This is a genomic window from Pseudomonas sp. HC1(2025) (assembly GCF_058742075.1).
The window spans coordinates 662,801-686,800 of the sequence record NZ_CP196017.1; the positions used below are offsets into that span (position 1 = coordinate 662,801).

Sequence of the window (24,000 nt, forward strand, 5' to 3'; positions counted from 1 at the left end):
CGAGTGGGGACGGTGCAGTAAGTGTTATAAGTTAACACTTCTTGCGCTGGGGATGAAAGCCCGCGTAAGACTACATAACGCCTCTATGTAGGGCATCTCGCCTACCTCATGCAGAAGATGAGGCCGATTCACGTTGCTTGAAAAAACGCGCCAGTACCAGCCGATCCAACACCCACACCACGATCAGCGAGGCGCCGACCAGCGGGAAAATGATCGCCAGGGCCAGCATGATCAGCATCGCGGTTTTCCATTTCGGCAGGTCGTGGCGCAACGGCGGCACCCCCAGGCCGCCCTGTGGCCGGCGCTTCCACCAGATCACCAGGCCGCTGACGGCACTTAGCAGAATCATCAGGCACACCAGCAGCACGATGATCTGGTTGATCACCCCGAACATCTTGCCCTCGTGCAGCATCACCCCGGACTCGGTGACCCGCGCCACCGTGTTGTAGTGTTCCCAGCGCACATCGGCCAGGACCTCGCCGGTGTATTGGTCGACATGCAGGGTTGCGTCATTGCGCGGGTCGTTGGCGAACACGGCGATGGTGAACACGCCCGTGGCCGTGGTGGGGAAGGTGACGCTGTAGCCCGGCTCGACCTGGCGTGCGGTGGCCAGGTCCACCACCTGTTGCAGGCTGATCGCGGGGGCGGCCGGGCCGTGATGCATGCCGCCGTGCTGCATGTGTTCGGCATGCTCGCCGGACATCGGCATGGGGGTGTTTTCCAGGGCCCAGGGCACGGTCTGTTGCGTGGCGGTGTTGAGGCTGCGGGCCTGTTGGTCGGACTGCGGCACGTCGTTCCACATCGCCGCTGGGAAGTGGTTCCACAGATCGGCGTATTGCTTGCCCCAGAAGCCGGTCCAGGTCAGGCCGCTGAGGATCATCAGCAGCAGGAATGCGGCGCCCCAGAACCCGGTGACCGCATGCAGGTCGCGCCAGAACAGGCGCCCGCGACTGCCCAGGCGCGGCCACAGGATCCCGGCGGCGGATCTGCCGCGCGGCCACCACAGGTACAGGCCGGACACCACCAGCATCACCCCCCAGCCCGCCGCGAGTTCGATCAGGCGGTCGCCGGTGGTGCCGATCATCAACTCACCGTGCAGCGCACGGACGATGGCTTGCAGGTTGTAGGTCGCGTCCTGCTCGCCGAGCACGTTGCCGCGATAGGGGTCGACGAACACGGTCAGTTCGTGGCCGGCGTTGTGCAGGACAAATTGCGCGCTGCTGCTGGCGTCCACCGGTGGCAGGTATTTGCTGAGGGTGGCTTGTGGGTAGGCGGCCTTGGCGCGCTGCAATTGCTCGTCGGCGCTGAGGACGTGCGCGGCGGGCTCGACCTTGAGCAGGTCGGCATACATCAGCGGGTCCAACTGGGGTTTGAACAGGTAGATGATGCCGGTCACTGCCAGCAACACCATGAAGGGCGCGACAAACAGCCCGGCGTAGAAATGCCAGCGCCAGGCCAGGTTGTAGAAGGAAATCTTTGGAGGGTTCATCAGGGCGCTCCGCAAGGACTCTAATGTTATGGGTATTGATGACGCTATTGCGGGCAATCACCCTGTAGGAGCCGGCTTGCCGGCGATGAGGCCCTTGAGGACGCCATCACCGGCAAGCCGGCTCCCACAGGGGGGATTGCCCGCGATGTGGTTAGAAGCTCATATCCACCTTGGTCCAGAGCGTGCGCCCTGGCTCCTTGATAGCTTGCGGGTCGTTGGCCGGGTAACCGAACCCGGCGTTGCCGGCCAGGTTCAGGTGTTCGGCGTAGGCCTTGCCGAACAGGTTGTCGACGCCGGTGCTGACCTTGAAGTTCTTGTTGATGCGGTACGCCGCGTTGAGGGAGAACACGCCAAAGCCACCGCTCTTGGCGAAGTCCTTGCCGACCACGTTGCCTTTGTTCTGGTCGATGCGGTTTTGCGCCGCCACCACGCGCCACAAGGCGCCGGCGCTCCAGTCGTCTTCGCTGTAGGTCAGGCCGAAGCGCGCGTCCAGCGGCGGCATTTGCGGCAGGGCCTTGCCGTCGCTGCTGTTTTTGCCCCAGGCATACGCCAGGGTGGCATCGGCTTTCCAATTGGAGGTCAGCTTGTAGGCGGCGCCCAACTCACCGCCCATGATCCGCGCGTCGATGTTCTGCGCCTGGGAAGTCATGCCCATCATCCCGGGGGTGTAGTTGAACAGGATGTAGTCGCGCACCTGGCCAACATACCCGGAGGCCCAGGCTTCAAGCTCAGCGGTCTTGTATTGCAGGCCGAAGTCCAGCTGGGTGGTTTTCTCCGGCTTGACTGCATCAAAGGCATTGAGCGAACCCGCCGGGCCTTTGCCGGGGGAGAACAGTTCCCAGTAGTCCGGGAAGCGTTCGGCGTGGCCGAGGCCGGCGTAGAGCGTGGTCGGGCTGTCGGCCAAGTCATGTTCATAACGCACGAAACCCAATGGCAGGGTGTCGGCGCGGGTATCGCCGGCGGTCGGGTTGGCGCGGCTCATCATGCCGCTGCCGGTGCGCTGGCGGTAATCCTTGGCCGAGGCGCGATCCAGGCGGGCGCCCGTGATCAACCGGTCATTGTCGGCGGCGTACCAGGTCAGTTCGCCAAACACCCCGTAGTTATGGAAGTCGGCGTCCTTGGTGCGCGGCAGGTTCTTGTAGGTGTCGACCCCGGCGCTGCTGCGCTGGCGGTGTTCGTTGGTCTGCGCGTCGATGCCGCTGATCAGTTGCACATCGGCCCAGCGCCAGGTGGCCTTGATCCGCGCGCCGAGGGTGCGGCGGTCGACGTTGGACGCCATGGGCCCGGCCATCATCCCGGTGCCCGATGGCGTGCGCAGGCTGTAGTTGTCCATCACATGGTCGGCGTAGTTGTAGTAGACCTGGGCTTCGACCTTGTCCAGCACCTCGCCGATATTGGATTTTTCGAAGCGCAGGCCGAGGCTTTCGCGCAGGAACTGCGAGCCGTCCATGCCACGCCCGGCGTAGCGCGCTTCGCCATCGCCACGGCCGGCGGTGAGCTCCAGCAGGGTGTCGGCGTCCGGGGTCCAGCCGAGGGCGACGTCGCCGTTCCATTTGTCGTAGCGCGAGGCGACGGTGTCGTTGTTGCCGTCCTTGTAGTCATCGGCGTGGGCCTGGTTGCCGATCACGCGGATATAGCCGAGCGAGCCACCGGCAGCGGCATCCACTACTTTGTCGAAGCGCCCGTTGGAGCCGGCGAGGATGCTGGCGTTGACCCGGGTACCCAGTTCGCCGAACTGCTCCGGCTCACGGTCGAACAGCACCGTGCCGGCCGAGGCGCCGGGGCCCCAGAGTACGGTTTGCGGGCCTTTGATCACGGTCAGCTTGTCGTAGGTTTCCGGGGAGATATAGGAGGTGGGCGCGTCCATGCGGCCAGGGCAGGCACCGAGCATCATGCTGCCGTTGGTGAGGATGTTCAGGCGCGAGCCGAACATGCCGCGCAGTACCGGGTCGCCATTGGTGCCGCCGTTGCGCACCAGGGCAAAGCCTGGGATGGTCTTGAGGTAGTCGCCGCCGTCACTGGCCGGCACCGGCTGGCGCGGGTCCTTGGGGTTGGTGACGATAGTCAGCGGGGAGCTGGGAGCGACGCCAGTAATCACCGTCGGGCTCAGCTCGTTGCGGTGCTCGGCGTGGTCGTCGGCATACGCCTGTGGCGCCAAGAGTGCGCCGCACAAAACGGCGAGCACAGGGGTACATCCCATACGGGTGTCAGCAGGAAACCTGGACATGAAAAATTCCATCAATCAGTCGTAAACAACACGGCCAGCAGCCTGCGGCTGTCTGTGTGAAGGCGGCCGTGCGAAGTTGTGTGTTATTGGCGGTCTACGACTGGCTGGGCGGTGCGCGGCTGCGGGCGCCGGGGAAGATGCTCTGCCGGGCATGGCCCAGCCGCGGTGCGGGGATCAGGCCGGTGGCCGGCGGCGGGCTGCCGAGGGCCACGAACGACACGCTGCCAGGCAGGGCCGGGCAACTGAACAACAGGCTGCAATAGCCGCATTTCTCCCACATCACGTGGTCGGCGGCGGGGGCCTTGGCATGCCCGGCCGGGTGCTGCGGGGCGGCATGGCAGATGTCGTCCATGGACATCTGCATGGACATGCCGGCGTGATGGTCCATCGGCATCGCTTGGGAAATCAGCGGTCCGATAAAGATCATCAGCATGGCGAACAGGCTGATCCAACTGCCGCGGGCCAGCCTCAAGGGCTGGTGGCGGCGCAGGGTCGAGCTGTTGGCGGGAGCACCCATGGGGAGCGGCCTGGGGTGGTTATTGGGCGTGCTGGTGCTCGTGGTTGGCCATCGGCGGCACTTTTTGTACCCAGACTTGCACTTTTACCGGCCCGGCCTTTTCGAAGTTCAAGGTCAGGGGGAAGTGCTGGCCGTCGCGCAACTGGCTGCGATCTTTAAGATCCAGGAGCATCACGTGATAGGCCATCGGTGCAAAGGTCAGCTCGCCCTTGGACGGCACGGCCACGCTGGGCACCTGTTGCATCTTCATCAGGTCGCCCTGCATCACATGCTCATGCAGCTCGGCCTTGGCCGCCACCGGCGTATCGACACTGAGCAGGCGGTCCGGGGCTTCGCCCTGGTTATGGATCACAAAGTAGGCGGCAACCGTGGGTGCATTGGGCGGCAATTCCTGGGACCAGGGATCGCTTACCAGCAGGTCGCCGGCCTTGTAGTCATCGGCATTGGCAGCACTGAACACAGGCAGCAGCAAGGCCGCCAGAAGCAGGGAAGATTTGAGCATGGCAGTTCTCCAGAACGATTCAAACGCAGTTCAATTGCGAAGTGATCAAACGGTTGGAGAGGCGCGGGGGTTGAGGCTCGGCCATTGCTGGCGCGGGGTCGGGGCTTGCAGGGCAGGCGATGGCAGGCCAGGCGCCGCGTCGAAGCGGGTGAGATACAACTGCGGCACATGCCCCGGCAGCGCCACCAATGGCGCCGAGCCCGAACAGCACCAGCAATGCTGCATGCTGGAATGCTCGTCCTGCTGCGGCGCCGGTATATCCAGCGTGCCCAGGGACATCGCCACCAGCTTGCTGCCGGTGGACGAGCAGAAACTGCCCCACAGCAATTGCTGGGTAGGGCTTTTGCCCTGCTGCATCGCCCCAGCCATCGGCATGGCAAACGCATTGAACAGCACTGCAAGGCAGGCGATCCAGGCAAATGCAAAGCGTTGACGGGCCATGGCGGACAATCCGTAGGGTTAAGCGATCAAGTGGGTATTTAGCCTGATCGGGGGGCATAAGTAAAAGTTGCTGGTGTGGTTTGGTGTCGCAGTGATCCCAAGTTATGTAACGGGAACGCCATGCACCTGCATATCGACCCCAAGTCCCTTTCGGAGCACCGCAAATATCGCAGCCAGGTTATCCATGCTTGGGTTGCCATGCGCCGAAAGCATGCGATGCAAGCTTTTGCTCGGCTTGGCCGTCTCCTTTGCCAAACCCTCAAAACCAACAGTGGCGTTGACCAGGTCGCGCAGAATGATGCGGGACAATTCTGGTTCGCCGTTGAGAAATAGCGTAGCAGCCTCGTCGAGGAGTGCCTGGGCAAACTCTGGGTCGCGCTGGGCGGCTTCGGCAATCGTGAGTTTATAACTGCGGGTAAGTGCCATGCTGGCTACCTCTTTTGTTCCAGTTTTTTGTCGCGTTGATAATCGCGGATCAGCGACTTTGCAGTTTTGATATCTTTTTTCTGAGTGGATTTGTCACCGCCACCGAACAAGATGATCAGTCGCAGGCCCTCCCGTACCAAATAAATTCGATACCCCGGGCCCCAATCGATCCGGTACTCGCCCATTCCATCGAACCACTTGATATTGCTGGTGTTGCCCATTTCCAGCCGAAGCAATGAGGTTGAAACCTTGAGACGTGCCGGGACGCTCAGGGATAAAAACCATTGTTTGAATGGGCTGGTTTGGGCGTCGCGTTTATATTCTTCGATCTCAATCATCGCCCGCCTCGAAGGTAACAAATAGGTTACTAATCAAGCAAGCGGGCGATCCTGACTTATTGAGTGAAACTTGCCAACGCTGTGAGTGTTTCTTGGAGCGTCAAAAACTCCCGATCCACCCCCGCCAACACCGGCCGCTGCAAAACCACCACCGGTATGCCGCGCTCGCGGGCCACTTGCAGCTTGGGTTCGGTGGCGCTGCTGCCGCTGTTTTTGCTGATCAATACATCGATGCGCCGCCGTTCGAACAACGCCCGTTCGTCCTCGATCAAAAACGGCCCACGGGCGCCGATCACTTCGCAGCGTTCGTTGCCGGGGTAGGCGTCCAGCGCACGCAAGGTCCAGAACTGCCCGGCGGGGATTTCGTCGAGGTGTTGCAGCGGTTCGCGGCCGAGGGTGAACAGTGGGCGGTGGAAGGGTTTCAAGGCCTCGATCAGTTCGCTCCAGTCACTGACTTCACGCCAGTCATCACCCGGTTGTGGCTGCCAGGCGGGACGGCGCAGGGCCCAGCAGGGGACAGTGCACAAGCGCGCTGCCTGGGCGGCGTTGGCGCTGATTCGTGCGGCGTAGGGGTGGGTGGCGTCGAGTATCAGGCTGATGTTCTGGGCGCGGACAAACTGCGCCAACCCCTCGGCACCGCCGTAACCACCGACGCGGACCTGGCACCTCAGGTCAGTGGGCACCCGGCCAATCCCGGCCAGGCTGTAGATATGCTGGGGCCCCAGGGTGCGGGCGATGGCCAGGGCTTCAGTCACGCCACCCAGCAGCAGGATGCGCTTCATAGCGGCTTGATCACTTCCAGCAAGGTGATGGGCAGCGCCTGGCGCCAGGTGTCGAATTCGCCCAGGGGCTGGGCCTGGGCCACATGGATGCGGGTCAGTTCGCCGCCGTGTTGTGCGCGCCAGTTCATCAGGGTCATCTCGCTTTGCAGGGTCACGGCATTGGCCACCAGCCGTCCGCCGGGACGCAGGTGTTGCCAGCAGGTATCGAGCACGCCGTCGCGGGTTACGCCGCCGCCGATGAAGATTGCATCGGGCGCCTCCAACCCTGCCAGGGCCTGGGGCGCGCTGCCGCGAATCAATTGCAGGCCAGGCACGCCGAGGGCCTCGCGGTTGTGTTCGATCAACTGTTGGCGGCCGGCGTCGGCTTCAATTGCCAGGGCGCGGCAGCTGGGGTGGGCGCGCATCCATTCGATGCCGATGGAGCCGCTGCCGGCGCCCACATCCCACAGCAATTCGCCGGGAGTCGGGGCGAGGCGCGCTAAGGTCATGGCCCGCACATCGCGCTTGGTCAGTTGGCCGTCATGCTTGAACGCCGCATCCGGCAGGCCGGCCAGGCGTGACAGGCGTGGGGTATTGGCGTCGGCGTGGCAGTCGATGGCGATCAGGTTCAGCGTGGCAATCGGTGGGTCTTGCCAGCCTTCGGCGTGGCCATCGATGCGCCGCTCGGCGGTGCCACCGAGGTGTTCAAACACACTCAGGCGGCTCGGGCCAAACCCGCTGGCGCGCAGCAACGCGGCGATGGCGGTCGGGCTCTGGCCGTCGTTGCTCAATACCAGCAAGCGCACGCCACTGGCCAGATGGGCATTGAGCGCGGCCACAGGGCGGGCGACCACCGATAGCGTCACCACGTCCTGCAACGGCCAGCCCAGGCGCGCCGCCGCCAGCGATACGGACGAGGGCGCTGGCAGGATCAACAGCTCATCCGCCGCTACCTGCCGTGCCAGGCTGGCGCCGACGCCGTAGAACATCGGGTCGCCGCTGGCCAGCACGCAGACCGGCTCAAAGCGCCGCGCCAAGAGCGGCTCCAGGGAAAACGGGCTGGGCCATAGCTCGCGTGTGCCACGGATGCACACCGGCAGCAAATCCAGCTGGCGCTGGCCGCCAATGATACGAGAGGCGCGCAACAGAGCATGCCGGGCATTCCTGCCCAGGCCCTTGAAGCCGTCTTCACCGATGCCTACTACCGTCAGCCAGGGCGACATATTGATTCCTTGAACGACATCCGACGGGCAGGCTTTTCATGCCGCCGGACAAAGCAGGCATAATACCGCGCCTTTACCCGTGAACCGGTAGCCCCCCGTGAAGCCACTTCCTCTGTCCACTAGCAAACGCCCCTCGGGTTGCCCGGGGTTGCTGCGTATTGTCCAGGCGTTGGATGGCGGGATTTGCCGGATCAAACTGGCCGGTGGGGCCATCACCGCCGCGCAGGCACTGGCCGTGGCGCACGCCGCGCAGGTTTACGCCGGTGGGGTGATCGAGGCGACCAACCGCGCCAACCTGCAGATTCGCGGTATTGGCCCGGAGCATGACGGCTTGATCGCGCATCTGCTGGCCGCAGGCCTGGGCCCGACCACCGCCGGCGGTGATGATGTGCGCAATGTGATGCTCAGCCCCGGCGCAGGCATCGACCGCGACATGCTGCTGGACACCCGGCCCCTGGCGGACCAGATCCTCGCCACCTTGCAAACCCATCCACGGTTCCATGAGTTGTCGGCCAAGTTCGCCGTGCAACTGGATGGCGGCGAAGCCCTGGCGATGCTCGAGCATCATCACGACCTGTGGTTATCAGCCTATGCCGCGCAGGGCCAGACCTGGCTGGCGTTCGGCCTGGCCGGTTGCCCCGCGCAAGATCAACCGCTGGCCGCTGTCCCCGTGGAGCAAGGCCATGGGCTGGTCGTCGCCGTGCTGGAGCTGTTCCTCGACCTGGCGCGCCCGGAGCAGAACCGCATGCGTGAGGTGCTGGCGCAAACGTCTGTGGATAACTTCGTCGGGCGTTTGCACCTGCCGTTGCTCCGCGCCGATGGCTATCGCCGCCGCGCCAGCCCGAGCAGCTTGCGCCTGGGCACTTATCCACAGCGCCAACCGCAGCGGGTCTACGTGGCCGCCGTCACGCCATTGGGGCGCCTGGACTCGGCCATGCTGCGAGGCGCTGCGCAACTGGCCCTGGAGCATGGCGACGGCACATTGCGCTTCACCCCATGGCAAGGCTTGCTGCTGCCCAACCTGGCGCCGGACGTTGCCGCGGGCGTTACCGAAGGCCTGGCGCAGTTGGGCTTCCTCTGTTCGGCCGACCAGGCCCTGGCGCGGATGATTGCCTGCACCGGGTCCAGCGGCTGCGCCAAGGCCCAGGCCGACACCAAGGCCGACGCCCTGCACCTGGCCACGTTGCTACAGGACCACGGCCAGGGCCTCGACGTGCACTTGTCCGGCTGCCCGCGCACCTGCGCTGCGGCGCACATTGCCCCGGTCACCTTGCTGGCGGTGGGCACCGGGCACTACGACCTCTATTTTCGCGATGCAGGCCAGCCGGGTTTCGGCCGCCTGCACGCGCACAACCTTTCTATTGAAGCGGCGGGCGCCGTGTTGCGTGCCCGTCCACGGAGCAGCACCGATGATTGATTACATCCGCGACGGTCAGGAGATCTATCGCAACTCCTTTGCGATCATTCGCGCAGAGGCCAAGCTGGATCGCATCCCGGCCGACCTGGAAAAACTCGCCGTGCGGGTGATTCATGCCTGCGGCATGGTCGAGGCTATCGACGGTTTGCAGTTCTCTGAAGGCGCAGGCAAGGCCGGCCGTGAGGCCCTGGCCGCCGGTGCGCCGATCCTGTGCGATGCGCGGATGGTCTCCGAAGGCGTGACCCGTGCGCGCCTGCCGGCCAACAACGAGGTGATCTGCACCTTGCGCGACGATAGCGTGCCGCAGCTGGCACGGGAGCTGGGCAACACCCGTTCCGCCGCCGCCCTGGAACTGTGGCGCCCGCACCTGGCTGGCAGCGTGGTGGTGATCGGCAACGCGCCGACTGCCTTGTTCTACCTGCTGGAAATGCTCGACGCCGGCGCCCCCAAGCCGGCGCTGATCCTCGGTTTCCCGGTGGGCTTTGTCGGCGCCGCCGAGTCCAAGGCGATGCTCGCCGCAGACAGCCGTGGCGTGCCGTTTGTGATCATGCAGGGCCGCCTGGGCGGCAGTGCGATGGCCGCCGCAGCGGTCAACGCCCTGGCCACGGAGGTCGAATGATGCAGGCGCGTGGACGTTTGATCGGCCTGGGCGTCGGCCCTGGCGACCCGGAACTGATTACCCTCAAGGCCCTGCGCCTGCTGCGCGAATCGCCGGTGGTGGCGTACTTCGTCGCCAAGGGCAAGAAGGGCAATGCGTTCGGCATTATCGAAGAGCACCTGGTACCCCAGCAGACGCTGATGCCGCTGGTGTACCCGGTGACCACCGAAGCCTTGCCGGCGCCGTTGTCCTATGAACAGGTGATCAGCGATTTCTACGACGCTGCCAGTGTCGAGGTGGCCGCGCACCTGGATGCCGGGCGCGATGTGGCGGTGATCTGCGAAGGCGACCCGTTCTTCTACGGCTCCTACATGTACCTGCATGACCGCCTCGCCGAACGCTACGACGCCCAGGTCATTCCCGGCGTGTGCTCGATGCTCGGTGGCGCCTCGGTGCTGGGCGCGCCGTTGGTGTATCGCAACCAGAGCCTGTCGGTATTGTCCGGCGTGCTGCCCCACGACGAGCTCAAGCGCCGCCTGGCCGATGCCGATGCGGCGGTGATCATGAAACTGGGGCGCAACTTCACCAAGGTGCGCCAGGTGCTTGAAGAGCTGGGGCTGGCCGGGCGCGCGCTGTATGTGGAGCGCGCCACCATGGCCAACCAGAAAATCGTCGCGCTGGATCAGGTCGAGCCCATGTCTTCGCCGTATTTCTCGCTGATCATCGTGCCGGGCGAAAGGTGGCAAGGGTGATGACGCCGGCGATCGTAGTCCTCGGCCAGGGCAGCCTGGCCACCGCGCGCAGTATCCAGCAGGTGTACCCCGGCGCCTTGATCCACGGCCTGGCCGGCCGGGTGGAGGGGGCCGACCAGGCCTATAGCGAATTTGGCGCGACCCTGCGTCAGTTGTATCAGCAGGGCACGCCGATCATTGCCTTGTGCGCGGCCGGGATTGTGATCCGCACGTTGGCGGCGCTGTTGCTGGAAAAAGGCGAGGAGCCGGCGGTGCTGGCTGTTGCTGAAGACGGTAGCGCGGTGGTGCCGTTGCTCGGTGGCCTGGGCGGGGTGAATATCATGGCGCGGGAAATCGCGGCGGCCCTGGGTGTGGCTGCCGCGATTACCACCAGTGGTGAGCTGCGTTTTGGCACCTGCCTGCTCAACCCGCCCCAGGGTTATCAACTGGCGGACCTTGAACTGGGCAAGCGCTTTGTCTCGGACCTGCTGGCCGGCGAGCATGTGCGTATCGAAGGCGCTGCGCCATGGCTGGAGCAGGCCAACCTGGCGCAGGACCAGCAGGCGCGCCTGAGCATTCATGTCGGCAATGCCGAGCGGGTGCCAGCGGCCAATGAGCTGCTGATCTATCCGAAAAACACTTGGATCACCTGCCGCCCGGGCGCCGGTTTGGCCGCGCAGGTGCGCCAGGCGTTGCAGCAGGATGGCATCGCCGTGCAGTCCCTGGCGTGCCTGCTGGCCGATAACGCCGATATGGCCAGTGACCAATTGCATGAAGCCGCGCTGGAGCTGGGCGTACCGCTGCGCTTTACGGCGCTGGCCGCTGGACCGGAGCTGGTCATCCATTCGAGCGCTGCGCCGGTGGACCTGGCGCAACTGGGCCACCCCCGTGGCCGCCTTGCGGTGATCGGCCTGGGCCCCGGCGCTGCCGAACTGATGGTGCCGGCGGTCAAGGCTGAGCTGGCGCGTTGTACCGACGTGCTGGGCTACGAAACCTATGTGCGCATGGCCGGGCCGTTTCGGGCCGACCAGGTGCAGCACTGCACCGACAACCGCGAAGAGATGCAGCGGGCGCGGCATGCCTTCGCGCTGGCGGCCGAGGGGCGTTCGGTGGTGGTGGTGTCTTCCGGCGACCCTGGGGTGTTCGCCATGGCTGCGGCGGTGCTGGAGGCGTTGCACGAATCCAGCGACCCGGCCTGGCAGCGGGTCGAGCTGGAGATCCTGCCGGGGGTCTCGGCGTCCCTGGCCACGGCGGCCCAGGCGGGTGCGCCACTGGGGCACGACTTCTGCGTGATGTCGCTGTCGGACAACCTCAAGCCCTGGTCGATCATCGAGAAGCGCCTGGACCTGGCATGCGAGGCCGACCTGGCCCTGGCGTTCTACAACCCGATCTCGCGTTCGCGCCCCTGGCAACTGGGGCGCGCCCTGGAAATCGTCGCCCGGCACCGCGTTGCCAGCACGCCGGTAGTGCTGGGACGCGATATCGGTCGCCCCGGGCAGACGCTGCGCACCACCACCCTGGGCCAGTTGACCCCGGACCAGGTGGATATGCGCACCATGGTGCTGGTCGGTTCGTCCACCACCTGCGCGTTCCCTCGGGTGGGCGGTGGCGAGTGGGTGTACACGCCACGCTGGTATGGCGAGAAGCCGGCCTCCTGAAACGATAGCGGCCCCGCGATGGGGCCGCTGATCTGTCAGAAAACGCTAATCATCGATGACAGAGATTTCTGCATTCACCCCCGCCGTTTCGCAATGCCATCAACGGTTCCTCCCTTTTAGTTGCAGAAAGTAAGCCTGCTGTTATCAGGCTTCACCCCATCCCCCGTGTTTGCGAGGGGGCCAAGGGGCGCAGGTTTTTCCTACGGCCAAATAACCCTATTTGTACCCCCTGAAAAAAGTTCAATCACACGACTAGTGTTTCTTGTAAGCCCGTGTGGGTTTTTGTGGAGAAACAGTTATGGAGCGCAAACATAAACGAATCGATGTGGCGAAAAAGAACAAGCTGATTGCGGCATACCGGCTGCCACTGACCAGTCAGCCGTCGGGTTCGCCAGGGCCCGCCCAGGCCGATGGCGACTTGAATGGCGCGGTGATCAACAACAGTGTGTTTTCGTTTGTGGCGGGTATGAGCCGCCTCAACAAGGAATACACCCGCAAGAGTTACCTGTTGGCCAGTAGCTACGTGAGTGATGTGCTGAAAGTGGGGCGTGGTACGCAGGCCTGGTACGACGAGTTCATCAAGGTCATGGGCAACCTTGGGTGGTTGCCGATACGCAGCAGTTTCGAACGGGTCACCACTTCGGTGAAGGGGCTGAGCGTGCAGATGGCGGCGCTGAACATCATCACGTCCACGGTGGCCTCGACGTTCCTGTCGGGCTCCCTGGCCATGGCGCTGCCCAAGTTGGCGGCGGATGCCTTCGAGGCGTTGAAGCAGCTGTCGGCACCGTTTGATCTGTTCAAGCGCAATATCGTCAACCATGAGGGCGGCGACTTTGGCCTGGCGTCCTGTTCTGAGGTCGACGGAGAGGTGTTGATGGTGCTGGTGACCTACAGCGCCCATGGCGTGAGCAAGAAAGTGGGGGTGCCGTTTTTTGAATGGGACAGTTCCACGGTCGAAGCCTACAGTGGCCAGACCTGCCTGATGCTCAATCCCGCCGTGGTCAACGACGCAACCCTCAAGCAGTTGCGCGAGAGTGCAGGCGACAAGGTCTTGCTGGCGATTGCCCAATACCGGATCTGACCGTTGCCTCAGGGCACCAGGTAACCGCGCACTCCGGTAAAGATGATCTGCGCTGCCAGTGCGCACACGAACAAGCCCATCAGGCGGCTGACAATCTGCAGCCCTTGGTCGCCGAGGATGCGTTCGATGCGGTTGGACAAGTACAGCACCACGCCCACCGTCAGGCTGGCCAGGGCAATGCTCAGGATCGCGGTGAGCTTGTCATCCCAATGGGGCTGGCTGACGCCCATCACCAGCAGCGCACCGATGGTGCCGGGGCCGACCGTCAAGGGGATGGTCAGGGGGACGATGGTCACGTCCTGCTGCACGTTGTCGGTCTGCACTGCCGACTTGCCCTGGGCCATGCCCAGGGCGGAGATAAACAACACACTCCCGGCGCCGATGCGGAAGGCATCCACGGTGATGCCAAACACACTGAAAATCACCCGGCCAAACAGGTAGAGCAACACGCTCGACACCAGCGTCGCCAAGGCGACCTTCCAGGCCAGGCGCCGCCGTTCCTTGCTGGAATAGCCACGGGTCAGGCTGATAAAGCAGGACAGGACGAAGAAGGGGCTATACAGCACCAGCATCTTCAAATAAACGCTGAACAACACGTGGAGCATGGTGGGAGCTCACAGCGAAGGAAGGGCGAGGGAGAGTTTATCAGGCTTGCAGGCCGGAAGGCGCGACTGCGAACCAATGTGGGAGTGGGCTTGTGTAGGAGCTGGCTTGCCTGCGATAGCATCGCCTCGGTACATCAGGTATATCCAGGTGATGCTATCGCAGGCAAGCCAGCTCCCACACAAGCCAGCTCCTACACAAACCAGCTCCGGTACCCGCAGGGATGTGTGGTGATTCAGGACGTATGCGCCTGCTCTGCCGGCTGCTCACGCTGCGTCACCCAGAACTCTACCAGTTCGCGCAGTTGCGACAGCTCCACCGGCTTGGCCATGTGCCCATCCATCCCGGCCTGGCGTGCGCGTTCCTTGTGTTCCGAGAGGATGTGCGCGGTCAGCGCCACCACCGGCGTGCGGGTGCGCTGGTTGCTGACTTCCCAGACCCGCAATTGCTGGGTCGCGGAGAAACCATCGAGGATCGGCATTTCGCAATCCATCAACACCAGGTCGTAGCGCTGGGCCTTCATCGCCTGCAAGGCTTCCTCGCCGTTGCTGGCGGTGTCGGGTTGCAGGTTGAGCTTGCCGAGCATGCCGCGAATCACTTTGGTGGAGATGCTGTTGTCTTCGGCCACCAGGATGCGGAAATCGCTGGGCACCGTGACGGCCACCGGGGCGCTCGGCGCGGGGTGGCGGGGTTGCACCACGCCTTTGCTGCGCTGGGTCAACTCGTCGGCCAGGGTGGTCTTGAGGGTGTAGCCCGCGACCGGTTTGGCGAGGATGCGCTTGATCCCGCAGTTGCGCGCGATGATCTTGCTTGGCGCGTTGCTGATACCGGTGAGCATGATCAGCAGGATGTCGTGGTTCAGGCTCGGGTCTTCCTTGATCTTCGCCGCCAGTTGCATGCCGGTCATGCCAGGCATGTTCTGGTCCAGCAGCACCACATCGAAATAATCGCGCAGGTGCGCCTTGGTGCGCAGCAGGGCCAGGGCTTCCTTGCCCGAGGGCACGGCGCTGACGTTCAGGCCCCAGGCGGTACATTGCTGCACCAGCACCTTGCGACAGGTGTCGTTGTCGTCCACCACCAGCACCCGTGCGCCTTGCAGCGGGCCGTCGAGGTCGGAGGTCGGGTGTTCCAGGCGCTCCGGGTCCAGCGGCAAGGTCAGCCATAGCGTGCTGCCTTGCTGGCTGCCAGCCTTGATGCCGAACTCGCCATTCATCAACAGGATCAGTTGGCGGGCGATCACCAGGCCAAGGTGGCCGCTGAGGCGGGTGGCCGAGAGGAAATTCTTGCTGTGCAGTTCGCTGTGCAGCAGAGCGTCGCGCTCGGCAGCTTCCATCGGCAGGCCGCTGTCTTGTACGGCAATGCGCAGACGCGGTTTGCTGCTGCGCTCGTCCAGGGCGACCACGATCAGCACTTCGCCTTCGTCGGTCTTTTGCAGGGCATTTTCCAGCAGGCTCAACAGGGCCTGGCGCAGGCGCGTCGGGTCGCCGCTGATGACCCGGGGCACCTGGGGCTGGATAAAGCTGATCAGCTCGACGTTCTGCTGCTCGGCCTTGGCGCGAAAGATACTCAGGCAGTCTTCGATCAGGGCGTTGAGGTCGAACTGCACATCGTCCAGTTCAATCTGCCCGGACTCGAGCTTGGAGATGTCGAGGATCTCGTTGATCAGGGTCAGCAACTCATTACCGGCGCTGTGGATGGTCTGCACGTAGTCACGCTGCTTGACCGACAAAGGCGTGCCCAGCAGCAACTCGGTCATGCCCAGCACGCCATTCATGGGGGTGCGGATTTCGTGGCTGATCTTCGCCAGGAACTCGGCCTTGGCCGCGATTTCGGCGTTGCTCGCAGCCAGGTCGCGGCTGAGGCTGAAGCGGTCCTCGACGATGCTGCGCTGGCGCTCGCCCAGGGCCTGGCTCATCAGCAGGCCGCTGACGCAGATCACCGCCAGCAAGGTGATGATCAGGCCTTGCGGGGCCACCAGGGTCAGGCCCAGCAGGGCCGGGAGGATAATCAGCGTGCCGGTGTTGAACACCACCATGGCCAGCAGGAACAAGCGGGCCGGCCGGTAGCCTTTTTGCCAGTGGTAGGCCGAGACAAACAGCATGCTCAGGCCGGCCAGCGCCACCAGGGCATAGGTGATGATGTTCAGTGGCAGGGTGTTGACGAACAGCAGCAACAGGCCGCACAGCACGATCAGCAGGATGTCCGCCATCAGCAGCTTGTTCAGTGGATGCGGGCCCAGTGGCGCGAAGAAACGGTAGGCAAACATCAGGCCGCACGGTGCGGTCAGCAGCAACGCCATATAGGCCCCCGGGGTTTGCATGGCGTGCCAGTTCGGCAGCCAGGGGCCCAGCAGGTTGAGCAGCAGCAACAGGCTGAGCAACAGCAGCACTTCGCAGGCCGCCAGCCACAGGCTGCTGCGCGAACGATGGTAGGCGTAGCGGGTGAGGTTGTGCAGGATCAGCATCAGCAGGCAGCCGAACAGCAGGCCATAGACCAGGGTCTGGGTCTGGTTGGCGGCGGCCATCACGGCGGGTTCGAGGGTCAGGTATGGCCGCAGCTCGTGCTCCGAAACCAGGCGCACATATACATCCAGGGGCTTCTGGCTCTGGGGCAAGGGCAGCATGAAGTCGCTGCTCGGCAGCGGGCGTTCGGCCTGGGGTTGGCGGGTGCCGGTGTTCACTTGCTCGATCAGCGTGTCGCCGTCCAGCACATACAGGTTGAGGTGCGCCAGGTCCGGCGCGAAGACCCGCAGCACTTGCTCGTGCTTGCCGGGCTGCAGCCTGAAACGTACCCACAGCGCACCATTGGGCTCGGCGGCGGTGATCCGGTCCAGTTCGATGGGGCTAAATTGGTTGGTGTAGCGTGCCGAGCGAATGTCGCTCAGTTGCAGGTCGGCCTGTTCATCAAGCAATACCGCCCAGCCGCTACCTTGTGCGGCGGCCTGGGCCGGCAAAAGGCAGAGCAGGGTCAGCAGGCTGACTGTAAAAACTATGGCGATCCTGAGCCAGCGCACGGCGAAATCCCTTCGTAGGTTGATGCACGGGGTTAACTATGCGCGGGACCGTAATGGGACGGCAAGGGCCAAAGGCCCCTGCCTAGCCGAACGGACAGCTGCTTACTGATCTTCGCCCCGCTCACGGGCAATGGCGCGGTAGCCGATGTCCTTGCGGTAGAAACAGCCCTGCCAGTCGATCTTCGCGGCCAGCTTGTACGCTTGCTGCTGGGCGGCATCGACACTGGCGCCCATGGCGGTGGCGCACAGTACACGGCCACCTGCGGTGACGACCTGGCCATCCTTGAGCGCGGTACCCGCGTGGAACACTTTGCCTTCCAGTGTAGCCGCTGCGTCCAGGCCCTGGATCAGGTCGCCCTTGGCGTAGTCGGCAGGGTAGCCACCGGCGGCCAGTACGATGCCGACGCTTGGGCGTGGGTCCCACTGCGCTTCAACCTTGTCCAGCGCTTGCGCCAGGGCGGCTTCCACCAACAGCACCAGGCTCGACTGCAGGCGCAGCATCACCGGCTGGGTTTCCGGGTCGCCGAAGCGGCAGTTGAACTCGATGACTTTCGGGTTGCCGGCCTTGTCGATCATCAAGCCCGCGTACAGGAAGCCGGTGTAGACATTGCCTTCATCGGCCATGCCGCGCACGGTCGGCCAGATCACCAGGTCCATGACGCGCTGGTGCACGTCGGCGGTGACCACCGGGGCAGGGGAGTAGGCACCCATGCCGCCGGTGTTGGGGCCGGTGTCGCCGTCGCCGACGCGCTTGTGGTCCTGGCTGGTGGCCATGGGCAAGACGTTCTTGCCGTCGACCATCACGATAAAGCTGGCTTCTTCACCGTCGAGGAATTCTTCGATCACCACCCGCGAACCGGCGTCACCGAAGGCGTTGCCGGCGAGCATGTCGCGTACCGCGTCTTCGGCTTCTTGCAGGGTCATCGCGACGATCACGCCTTTACCGGCGGCCAGGCCATCGGCCTTGATCACGATGGGGGCGCCTTTCTCGCGCAGATAAGCCAGGGCCGGCTCGATCTCGGTGAAGTTCTGGTAGTCGGCGGTCGGGATCTTGTGGCGCGCCAAAAAGTCCTTGGTGAAGGCTTTCGAGCCTTCCAACTGGGCGGCGCCAGCGGTCGGACCGAAGCAGTCCAGGCCACGGCTGCGGAACAGGTCCACGACACCCGCCACTAGCGGCACTTCCGGACCAACGATGGTCAGGGACACGTTCTTTTCGGCAAAGTCAGCCAGTTGCTCAAGGGCCAAGACGTCGATGGCGACGTTTTCGCACTTGGCTTCAATGGCGGTACCGGCGTTGCCGGGAGCGACGAAGACTTTCTGCACGCGTGGGTCCTGGGCGACTTTCCAAGCCAGGGCGTGTTCACGGCCACCGCTGCCAATGATCAAAACATTCATTTCAAAAACCTCAAATTCTGTAGGCGCTGCTGGAGCGCTTTAAAATGTGGGAGCGGGCTTGCTCGCGAAAGCGGTGGGCCTGTGAGGAATGTGTCGAATGACACACCGCATTCGCGAGCAACCCCGCTCCCACATAAGCCCCACCCACATTTGGATCAGTGGCGGAAGTGGCGCATGCCGGTGAAGACCATGGCAATGCCGGCTTCATCAGCCGCGGCAATCACCTCAGCATCACGCATCGAGCCACCCGGTTGAATCACCGCAGTAACACCTGCTTTTGCAGCGTTATCCAGGCCATCACGGAAGGGGAAGAACGCATCCGATGCCATCACCGAACCCGCGACTTGCAAACCGGCATGTTCAGCCTTGATCGCCGCGATACGCGCCGAGTTCACGCGGCTCATCTGGCCGGCGCCGACACCGATGGTCTGGCGGTTCTTGGCGTAGACGATGGCGTTGGACTTGACGTACTTGGCCACTTTCCAGGCGAAGATCAGGTCGTTGATCTCTTGCTCGGTCGGTGCGCGCTGGGTCACCACTTTCAGGTCCTGGCTGCCGATCATGCCGATGTCGCGGCTCTGTACCAGCAAGCCACCATTGACGCGCTTGTAGTCCCAGGCAGCGGCGCGGTCAGCCGACCACTCGCCACAGGCCAGCAGGCGCACATTGGCCTTGGCGGCAACGATGGCGCGAGCCTCTTCGCTGACGGATGGGGCGATGATCACTTCGACGAACTGACGCTCGACGATGGCCTTGGCAGTCTCGGCATCCAGTTCGCGGTTGAAGGCGATGATGCCGCCGAATGCCGACTCGGTGTCGGTGGCGTAGGCCAGCTCGTAGGCCTGGCGGATCCCGCCTTCAGCGTCCGGGCTCACCGCCACGCCGCACGGGTTGGCGTGCTTGACGATCACGCAGGCCGGCTTGACGAAGCTCTTCACACATTCCAGCGCGGCGTCGGTGTCAGCCACATTGTTGTAGGACAGCTCCTTGCCCTGCAGTTGGGTCGCGGTGGCGATCCCCACTTCGGCAGGCTTGGCTTCCACGTAGAACGCCGCGCTCTGGTGCGGGTTCTCGCCGTAGCGCATTTCCTGGGCCTTGATGAACTGGCTGTTGAAGGTGCGCGGGAACTGGCTGCGGCCCTCAGTGCTCAGGGTCTCGGCGGCCTGGTTCACGGTGCCCATGTAGTTGGCGATCATGCCGTCATAGGCGGCGGTGTGTTCGAAGGCCTTGAGCATCAGGTCGAAACGCTGGGCGTAGGTCAGGCCTCCGGCTTTCAGGCTTTGCAATACTTGGGCGTAGTCGCTGGCGTTGACCACGATGGCCACGTCTTTGTGGTTCTTGGCTGCCGAGCGCACCATGGTCGGGCCGCCGATATCGATGTTTTCGATCGCGGTCGGCAGGTCGCAGCCTGGCTTGTTGATGGTGGCTTCGAACGGGTAGAGGTTGACGGCCACCAGGTCGATCGGCTTGATGCCGTGCTCGTTCATGATGGCATCGTCGATACCGCGACGGCCGAGGATGCCGCCGTGGATTTTCGGGTGCAGGGTCTTGACCCGACCGTCCATCATTTCTGCGAAACCGGTGTAGTCCGCGACTTCTACTGCGGCCACGCCGTTGTCCTGCAGCAGTTTGAAGGTCCCGCCCGTGGAGAGGATTTCCACGCCCAGGGCTTCCAGCTCCCGGGCAAATTCGAGGATCCCGGTCTTGTCGGAAACACTGATCAAGGCACGGCGGATCGGCAGGCGGGTAGTCTGGTCGGTCATCTCAATTTCCATCAAAAGCAAAGGAGTCAGCAAAAAAGGCGACCGGTTTTACGCGGGCGCCTTTCTGGTTTGATTGAATGCTTACAGCAAATCGTACTGTTTGAGCTTCTTGCGCAGGGTCCCACGGTTCAGGCCCAGCAGCTCACTGGCTTTGGTCTGGTTGCCCTTGACGTAGTTCATCACGCTTTCGAGCAAGGGCGCCTCGACTTCGGAGAGCACCAGGTTGTACACATCCGTGACGGCCGCGCCCTCAAGGTGGGCGAAATAATTGTGCAGCGCTTTCTCGACGCTCCCGCGAAGGGTCTGGCCTTCTTCGCTCGGCGTGTTGAGGTGCTGTTTCAAATTGACGTTGTCGCTCACGGGTGTTGTTCCACTCACTAAAGTCTCGGTCATCATCGTCATGCGGCCACCCCTTCTGCGTCCCCTGCTCTCAGGCTCTTGTCTCGTTCGGCAAAGAACTCACGAACGGCGGTGACCTGTGCTTGCGTTTCATCCAAACGATTGAACCCGGCGCGAAACTCTTTGGCGCCGGGCAGGGTTGCGAGATACCAACCCACATGCTTGCGAGCTATGCGCGCGCCCATCACGTCTCCATAGAAGGTGTGTAGGGCGGCCAGATGCTCTAGCAGAATACGTTCCACCTCGATCAGCCCCGGTGCCGGCATGATTTCGCCGGTACGCAGGAAGTGCTCGATCTCACGAAAAATCCATGGCCGCCCCTGGGCGGCCCGGCCGATCAACAGCCCATCGGCACCGGTTGCGTGCAGCACGCGCCGGGCTTTCTCGGCCGAGTCGATGTCGCCGTTGGCAAAGACCGGAATCGACACCGCCTGCTTGATCGCAGCAATGGTGTCGTATTCAGCCTCGCCGGTATAAAGGTCCGCACGGGTACGGCCATGCACCGCCAGCGCTGTAATGCCTGCCTGTTCGGCGATCTTCGCCACCGTCAGGCCGTTCTTGTTGTCCCGGTCCCAGCCGGTGCGGATCTTCAGGGTGACCGGCACATCCACTGCACCCACCACGGCGTGCAGGATCTCGGCCACCAACTGCTCATCCTTCAACAGGGCGGAGCCGGCGGCCTTGTTGCAGACCTTTTTTGCCGGGCAACCCATGTTGATATCAATAATCTGTGCACCCAGCTCCACGTTGGCCCGGGCTGCATCCGCCAGCATCTGCGCGTCGCCACCGGCGATCTGTACCGAGCGCGGCTCGGGATCACCTTCGTGGATCATGCGCATCCGCGATTTGCGGGTGTTCCACAAGCTCATGTCGCTGGTGACCATTTCCGAAACTACAAGGCCCGCGCCCAAACGTTTGCACAGCTGACGAAAGGGCTGGTCGGTGACACCCGCCATCGGGGCGAGAATCAAAGCGTTTGGCAATGTATATGGGCCGATGCGTACCGCCGACATAGGACTTCCCTGTTGTGGGGCCGGATCATTAGAGTTCGAAAAAGGGTTGGCATGATACCCGCTCTCGATGACTGGTTAAAGGCTGAATTGGATAAAATCTGAGCAGTTATTTTCTTATCGCCAGCGGTTTGGTCGTGGACGAGCAAGTCAATAACCTGCCGTCCGAACCTTGACGTGCGCTGCGAATCACTCGGGGGAGTGGAAACTGAGACTGTAGTTCACAGCCTTGTTGCCTGGGTCGAGAATGTCCAAGGCGATATGGATCGGGGTCTGGGACGGCATCTCGGTCTGGCCGGCCAGCTCCCCGCTGAGGTACTCGGCGGGCTTGAAGCGCCGGCTGGCGATCATCCGGCCATTGAGGTCGGCAAAACGCAGCTCCAGCAGCGGGAACGGCTGGGAGAACGTCGCACGGTTGTAGATGATCGCATCCACCACCAGCGCGCCGGCGAACTCGGGATGGCTGCGCACCACCAGGTTGCTGCTCTTGATATGGGCAATATCGACCCGCGACGGCACGGTGCAGCCCAGTTTCGGGCACAGTTCCTGGAACCATGGCCGGTACTTGTCCTGACGGGCCAGGTCGTCGAACTGATAGGCGATGTACTGGCCAGCGAGGGCGGCGGCGGCCAGCAGCACCAGGGTCAGCCAGAGCAGACGGCGGCCCCAGCCGGCCGGGCGTTTGCCGGTGTACAGGTGCAGCGGGTCGTCTTCCAGGTCCTGCAGCATCTCGTCATGGGCGTTGCCCGTGGCGCGTGTGCGCTTGCGGCGTGGCTCAGGCTCGGGTTCGTCCAGCTCGCTGCTGAGCGTTGGCTCGGGCGGGTCGAGAGGCTCGTCAGCATGCAGTACGGGCTCGTCGTCCACCTCGTGGATGTCGAAGGACATCGAGGGCTCGGTACGCTGGGTTTTGCCCGTGGGGGCTGGGGCCGGTTCGGCGGCTTGCTCGGCGTGGGCGATTGTCGCAGCCCGTTCGTCCGGTGGGTCGCTGAACAGGCTGGCGGCCCATTGTTCTTCTTCAGCCTTGGCGGTGTCGCGGCTGGCGCTCATCGGCTCGTCTTTTTGCCGGCGGTCCGCCCCTGCCTGGCGTCGTTCGCTGCCCTGGGGCTGGGTGTGCTGGATTTCCCGGCGTTCCAGCTTGGCCAGTTCTTCGTCGAGGTCCAGGTGGTCCAGGTCCAGCTCCTCGGCGGTCCATTGCTTCTGGCTGATGGCGCGCGGCGGGGCTTCGGCGGCCGGCGTTTCAGGCGCGTGGGCGCGCTGCTCCAGCAGTTGCCGGGCGGCATTGAACACTTGCAGGCAAGAGCCGCAGCGAACCACGCCGCGGGCCACGCTCAACTGGGCATGGCTGACGCGGAAACGGGTTTGGCAATGCGGGCACTGGGTGACAAAACTGTCGGTCATGCGGCCATCCGATTCATGCAGGCGCTCATTCTAGCGCCGACGACCGCTGATGCGTACCCAGCCATCGCGGTTGGCGATGGGGTCCAGGTCGAAGTCCTGGGCATAGGCGGCGGCGACTTCTTCGCCCTGCTCGGCGAGGATCCCCGACAGCGCCAGGCGCCCGCCCGGCTTGACCAGGCTCGACAGTTGCGGGGCCAGTGAGACCAGCGGCCCGGCGAGGATATTGGCGACCAGTACGTCGGCCTGCACCTGGGGCAATTGCTCCGGCAGGTACAGTGGGAATTTGCCTTCAGGGATGTTGTTGCGCCCGGCGTTATCGCGGGAGGCCTCCAGGGCCTGCACGTCGATGTCGGTGCCGACGGCTTCCTTGGCGCCCAGCAGCAGCGCGGCGATGGCCAGGATCCCCGAGCCGCAGCCGAAGTCCAACACGTTGCAGCCTTGCAAGTCCTGGCCATCGAGCCATTCCAGGCACAGGGCGGTGGTGGGGTGGGTGCCGGTGCCGAACGCCAGGCCCGGGTCCAGCAGCAGGTTGACTGCCTCAGGCTCCGGGGCCGCATGCCAGCTTGGCACGATCCACAGGCGCTGGCCGAAACGCATAGGCTGGAAGTTGTCCATCCAACTGCGTTCCCAGTCCTGGTCTTCGATCACTTCGCTATGGTGCTCGGGCAGCGGGCCGCCGGTGAGCAGTTCCATGTGGGCAAACACGCTGCTGGCGTCGGTGCCGTCTTCGAACAGCGCCAGCAAGTGGGTGTGGGACCACAGCGGGGTGGTGTTCAGCTCAGGCTCGAAAATCGGCTGGTCTTCGGCGTCCATGAAGGTCACCGACACGGCGCCCACTTCGAGGAACGCGTCTTCATAGGTTTCGGCTTGTTCTGGGCTGATGGCGAGACGGACTTGCAGCCAAGGCATGGCGGGCACCTTTGAAAAAAATGAGTGTGCAGCGGGGTGGGGCTGCGAAAGGGCGCAAGTTTACGCGAGAGCAGGCCAGAAGACGACACCACTGACAGCAC

22 protein-coding genes are annotated in these 24,000 nt (G+C 63.6%); 5 read left to right on the top strand and 17 right to left on the bottom strand.

Annotated features, from left to right (window positions below):
* Nucleotides 1-106: 106 nt before the first annotated feature.
* From ACSSVH_RS02785 to cbiE, 9 genes are all read right to left on the bottom strand, one after another.
* Complete coding sequence (locus ACSSVH_RS02785; RefSeq protein WP_492634050.1) at nt 107-1,489, bottom strand: PepSY-associated TM helix domain-containing protein; 1,383 nt, start codon at nt 1,487-1,489, stop codon at nt 107-109.
* Between the two features lie 151 nt (nt 1,490-1,640).
* Entirely contained in the window at nt 1,641-3,716 is a 2,076-nt protein-coding gene (locus tag ACSSVH_RS02790) for a TonB-dependent copper receptor (RefSeq protein WP_492634051.1), read from the bottom strand.
* 94 nt (nt 3,717-3,810) lie between these two features.
* Complete coding sequence (locus tag ACSSVH_RS02795) at nt 3,811-4,233, bottom strand: DUF2946 domain-containing protein (protein ID WP_492634052.1); 423 nt, start codon at nt 4,231-4,233, stop codon at nt 3,811-3,813.
* Between the two features lie 19 nt (nt 4,234-4,252).
* Nucleotides 4,253-4,735, bottom strand: a complete 483-nt coding sequence (locus ACSSVH_RS02800) for a copper chaperone PCu(A)C (RefSeq protein WP_169952081.1) — start codon at nt 4,733-4,735, stop codon at nt 4,253-4,255.
* 45 nt (nt 4,736-4,780) lie between these two features.
* Nucleotides 4,781-5,176 carry a DUF2946 domain-containing protein gene (locus ACSSVH_RS02805; protein WP_492634053.1) on the bottom strand — a complete coding sequence of 132 codons (396 nt, stop codon included), beginning with the start codon at nt 5,174-5,176 and terminating at the stop codon, nt 4,781-4,783.
* A 102-nt stretch (nt 5,177-5,278) separates the two neighbouring features.
* Entirely contained in the window at nt 5,279-5,602 is a 324-nt protein-coding gene (locus ACSSVH_RS02810; RefSeq protein WP_076961512.1) for a helix-turn-helix domain-containing transcriptional regulator, read from the bottom strand.
* Nucleotides 5,603-5,607: 5 nt separating this feature from the next.
* On the bottom strand, nt 5,608-5,940 hold the full coding sequence (locus ACSSVH_RS02815) for a type II toxin-antitoxin system RelE/ParE family toxin (protein ID WP_492634054.1): 333 nt from the start codon (nt 5,938-5,940) through the stop codon (nt 5,608-5,610).
* A gap of 56 nt (nt 5,941-5,996) precedes the next feature.
* Entirely contained in the window at nt 5,997-6,722 is a 726-nt protein-coding gene (locus ACSSVH_RS02820; RefSeq protein ID WP_492634055.1) for a cobalt-precorrin-6A reductase, read from the bottom strand.
* A complete protein-coding gene (gene cbiE / locus ACSSVH_RS02825; protein ID WP_492634056.1) occupies nt 6,719-7,924 on the bottom strand; it encodes a precorrin-6y C5,15-methyltransferase (decarboxylating) subunit CbiE in 1,206 nt (401 codons plus the stop codon). The genes ACSSVH_RS02820 and cbiE overlap by 4 nt, the downstream gene beginning before the upstream one ends.
* 112 nt (nt 7,925-8,036) lie before the next feature.
* On the opposite strand from cbiE, the gene cobG reads away from it, so the two are divergent.
* The 5 genes from cobG (at nt 8,037) to ACSSVH_RS02850 (ending at nt 13,409) form a co-directional block, all read left to right on the top strand.
* The gene (cobG, locus tag ACSSVH_RS02830) at nt 8,037-9,341 is read left to right on the top strand and encodes a precorrin-3B synthase (RefSeq protein ID WP_492634691.1); all 1,305 of its coding nucleotides are present in this window, start codon (nt 8,037-8,039) and stop codon (nt 9,339-9,341) included.
* Nucleotides 9,334-9,960: a precorrin-8X methylmutase gene (locus ACSSVH_RS02835; protein ID WP_169952069.1), complete on the top strand. Its 627-nt coding sequence runs from the start codon at nt 9,334-9,336 to the stop codon at nt 9,958-9,960. The genes cobG and ACSSVH_RS02835 overlap by 8 nt, the downstream gene beginning before the upstream one ends.
* Entirely contained in the window at nt 9,957-10,691 is a 735-nt protein-coding gene (locus tag ACSSVH_RS02840; protein ID WP_407073407.1) for a precorrin-2 C(20)-methyltransferase, read from the top strand. Before ACSSVH_RS02835 ends, ACSSVH_RS02840 begins: the two co-directional genes overlap by 4 nt.
* The gene (gene cobJ, locus ACSSVH_RS02845; RefSeq protein ID WP_492634057.1) at nt 10,691-12,328 is read left to right on the top strand and encodes a precorrin-3B C(17)-methyltransferase; all 1,638 of its coding nucleotides are present in this window, start codon (nt 10,691-10,693) and stop codon (nt 12,326-12,328) included. The genes ACSSVH_RS02840 and cobJ overlap by 1 nt, the downstream gene beginning before the upstream one ends.
* Nucleotides 12,329-12,626: 298 nt before the next feature.
* The gene (locus ACSSVH_RS02850; RefSeq protein ID WP_169952065.1) at nt 12,627-13,409 is read left to right on the top strand and encodes a hypothetical protein; all 783 of its coding nucleotides are present in this window, start codon (nt 12,627-12,629) and stop codon (nt 13,407-13,409) included.
* An 8-nt stretch (nt 13,410-13,417) separates the two neighbouring features.
* Here ACSSVH_RS02850 and ACSSVH_RS02855 read toward each other — a convergent pair whose 3' ends face one another.
* The 8 genes from ACSSVH_RS02855 to prmA form a co-directional block, all read right to left on the bottom strand.
* Nucleotides 13,418-14,014 (bottom strand): MarC family protein, encoded by a 597-nt coding sequence (locus tag ACSSVH_RS02855; RefSeq protein ID WP_003171467.1) that lies wholly within the window; start codon nt 14,012-14,014, stop codon nt 13,418-13,420.
* 233 nt (nt 14,015-14,247) lie between these two features.
* A complete protein-coding gene (locus ACSSVH_RS02860) occupies nt 14,248-17,025 on the bottom strand; it encodes a response regulator (RefSeq protein WP_169952063.1) in 2,778 nt (925 codons plus the stop codon).
* 102 nt (nt 17,026-17,127) lie between these two features.
* Complete coding sequence (gene purD / locus ACSSVH_RS02865) at nt 17,128-18,420, bottom strand: phosphoribosylamine--glycine ligase (RefSeq protein ID WP_170042520.1); 1,293 nt, start codon at nt 18,418-18,420, stop codon at nt 17,128-17,130.
* A 155-nt stretch (nt 18,421-18,575) separates the two neighbouring features.
* Nucleotides 18,576-20,183, bottom strand: coding sequence for a bifunctional phosphoribosylaminoimidazolecarboxamide formyltransferase/IMP cyclohydrolase (gene purH, locus ACSSVH_RS02870; protein ID WP_169952059.1), 1,608 nt, complete (start codon nt 20,181-20,183; stop codon nt 18,576-18,578).
* An 81-nt stretch (nt 20,184-20,264) separates the two neighbouring features.
* On the bottom strand, nt 20,265-20,585 hold the full coding sequence (gene fis, locus ACSSVH_RS02875; protein WP_003186237.1) for a DNA-binding transcriptional regulator Fis: 321 nt from the start codon (nt 20,583-20,585) through the stop codon (nt 20,265-20,267).
* Nucleotides 20,582-21,595 (bottom strand): tRNA dihydrouridine synthase DusB, encoded by a 1,014-nt coding sequence (gene dusB / locus ACSSVH_RS02880; RefSeq protein WP_169952057.1) that lies wholly within the window; start codon nt 21,593-21,595, stop codon nt 20,582-20,584. Before dusB ends, fis begins: the two co-directional genes overlap by 4 nt.
* A gap of 186 nt (nt 21,596-21,781) precedes the next feature.
* Complete coding sequence (locus tag ACSSVH_RS02885; RefSeq protein WP_492634058.1) at nt 21,782-22,990, bottom strand: DUF3426 domain-containing protein; 1,209 nt, start codon at nt 22,988-22,990, stop codon at nt 21,782-21,784.
* Between the two features lie 30 nt (nt 22,991-23,020).
* Entirely contained in the window at nt 23,021-23,899 is an 879-nt protein-coding gene (prmA, locus tag ACSSVH_RS02890) for a 50S ribosomal protein L11 methyltransferase (protein ID WP_170058633.1), read from the bottom strand.
* Nucleotides 23,900-24,000 lie beyond the last annotated feature (101 nt).

Bases quoted from the DNA above. Each gene is read 5' to 3' on its own strand.
- purD (WP_170042520.1), bottom strand. From the start codon at position 18,420: ATGAATGTTTTGATCATTGGCAGCGGTGGCCGTGAACACGCCCTGGCT.
- ACSSVH_RS02785 (WP_492634050.1), bottom strand. From the start codon at position 1,489: ATGAACCCTCCAAAGATTTCCTTCTACAACCTGGCCTGGCGCTGGCAT.
- ACSSVH_RS02885 (WP_492634058.1), bottom strand. From the start codon at position 22,990: ATGACCGACAGTTTTGTCACCCAGTGCCCGCATTGCCAAACCCGTTTC.
- ACSSVH_RS02840 (WP_407073407.1), top strand. From the start codon at position 9,957: ATGATGCAGGCGCGTGGACGTTTGATCGGCCTGGGCGTCGGCCCTGGC.
- ACSSVH_RS02850 (WP_169952065.1), top strand. From the start codon at position 12,627: ATGGAGCGCAAACATAAACGAATCGATGTGGCGAAAAAGAACAAGCTG.
- ACSSVH_RS02795 (WP_492634052.1), bottom strand. From the start codon at position 4,233: ATGGGTGCTCCCGCCAACAGCTCGACCCTGCGCCGCCACCAGCCCTTG.
- ACSSVH_RS02835 (WP_169952069.1), top strand. From the start codon at position 9,334: ATGATTGATTACATCCGCGACGGTCAGGAGATCTATCGCAACTCCTTT.
- ACSSVH_RS02815 (WP_492634054.1), bottom strand. From the start codon at position 5,940: ATGATTGAGATCGAAGAATATAAACGCGACGCCCAAACCAGCCCATTC.
- dusB (WP_169952057.1), bottom strand. From the start codon at position 21,595: ATGTCGGCGGTACGCATCGGCCCATATACATTGCCAAACGCTTTGATT.
- prmA (WP_170058633.1), bottom strand. From the start codon at position 23,899: ATGCCTTGGCTGCAAGTCCGTCTCGCCATCAGCCCAGAACAAGCCGAA.
- cbiE (WP_492634056.1), bottom strand. From the start codon at position 7,924: ATGTCGCCCTGGCTGACGGTAGTAGGCATCGGTGAAGACGGCTTCAAG.
- ACSSVH_RS02805 (WP_492634053.1), bottom strand. From the start codon at position 5,176: ATGGCCCGTCAACGCTTTGCATTTGCCTGGATCGCCTGCCTTGCAGTG.
- ACSSVH_RS02820 (WP_492634055.1), bottom strand. From the start codon at position 6,722: ATGAAGCGCATCCTGCTGCTGGGTGGCGTGACTGAAGCCCTGGCCATC.
- ACSSVH_RS02810 (WP_076961512.1), bottom strand. From the start codon at position 5,602: ATGGCACTTACCCGCAGTTATAAACTCACGATTGCCGAAGCCGCCCAG.
- cobJ (WP_492634057.1), top strand. From the start codon at position 10,691: ATGACGCCGGCGATCGTAGTCCTCGGCCAGGGCAGCCTGGCCACCGCG.
- purH (WP_169952059.1), bottom strand. From the start codon at position 20,183: ATGACCGACCAGACTACCCGCCTGCCGATCCGCCGTGCCTTGATCAGT.
- ACSSVH_RS02790 (WP_492634051.1), bottom strand. From the start codon at position 3,716: ATGTCCAGGTTTCCTGCTGACACCCGTATGGGATGTACCCCTGTGCTC.
- ACSSVH_RS02855 (WP_003171467.1), bottom strand. From the start codon at position 14,014: ATGCTCCACGTGTTGTTCAGCGTTTATTTGAAGATGCTGGTGCTGTAT.
- fis (WP_003186237.1), bottom strand. From the start codon at position 20,585: ATGACGATGATGACCGAGACTTTAGTGAGTGGAACAACACCCGTGAGC.
- ACSSVH_RS02800 (WP_169952081.1), bottom strand. From the start codon at position 4,735: ATGCTCAAATCTTCCCTGCTTCTGGCGGCCTTGCTGCTGCCTGTGTTC.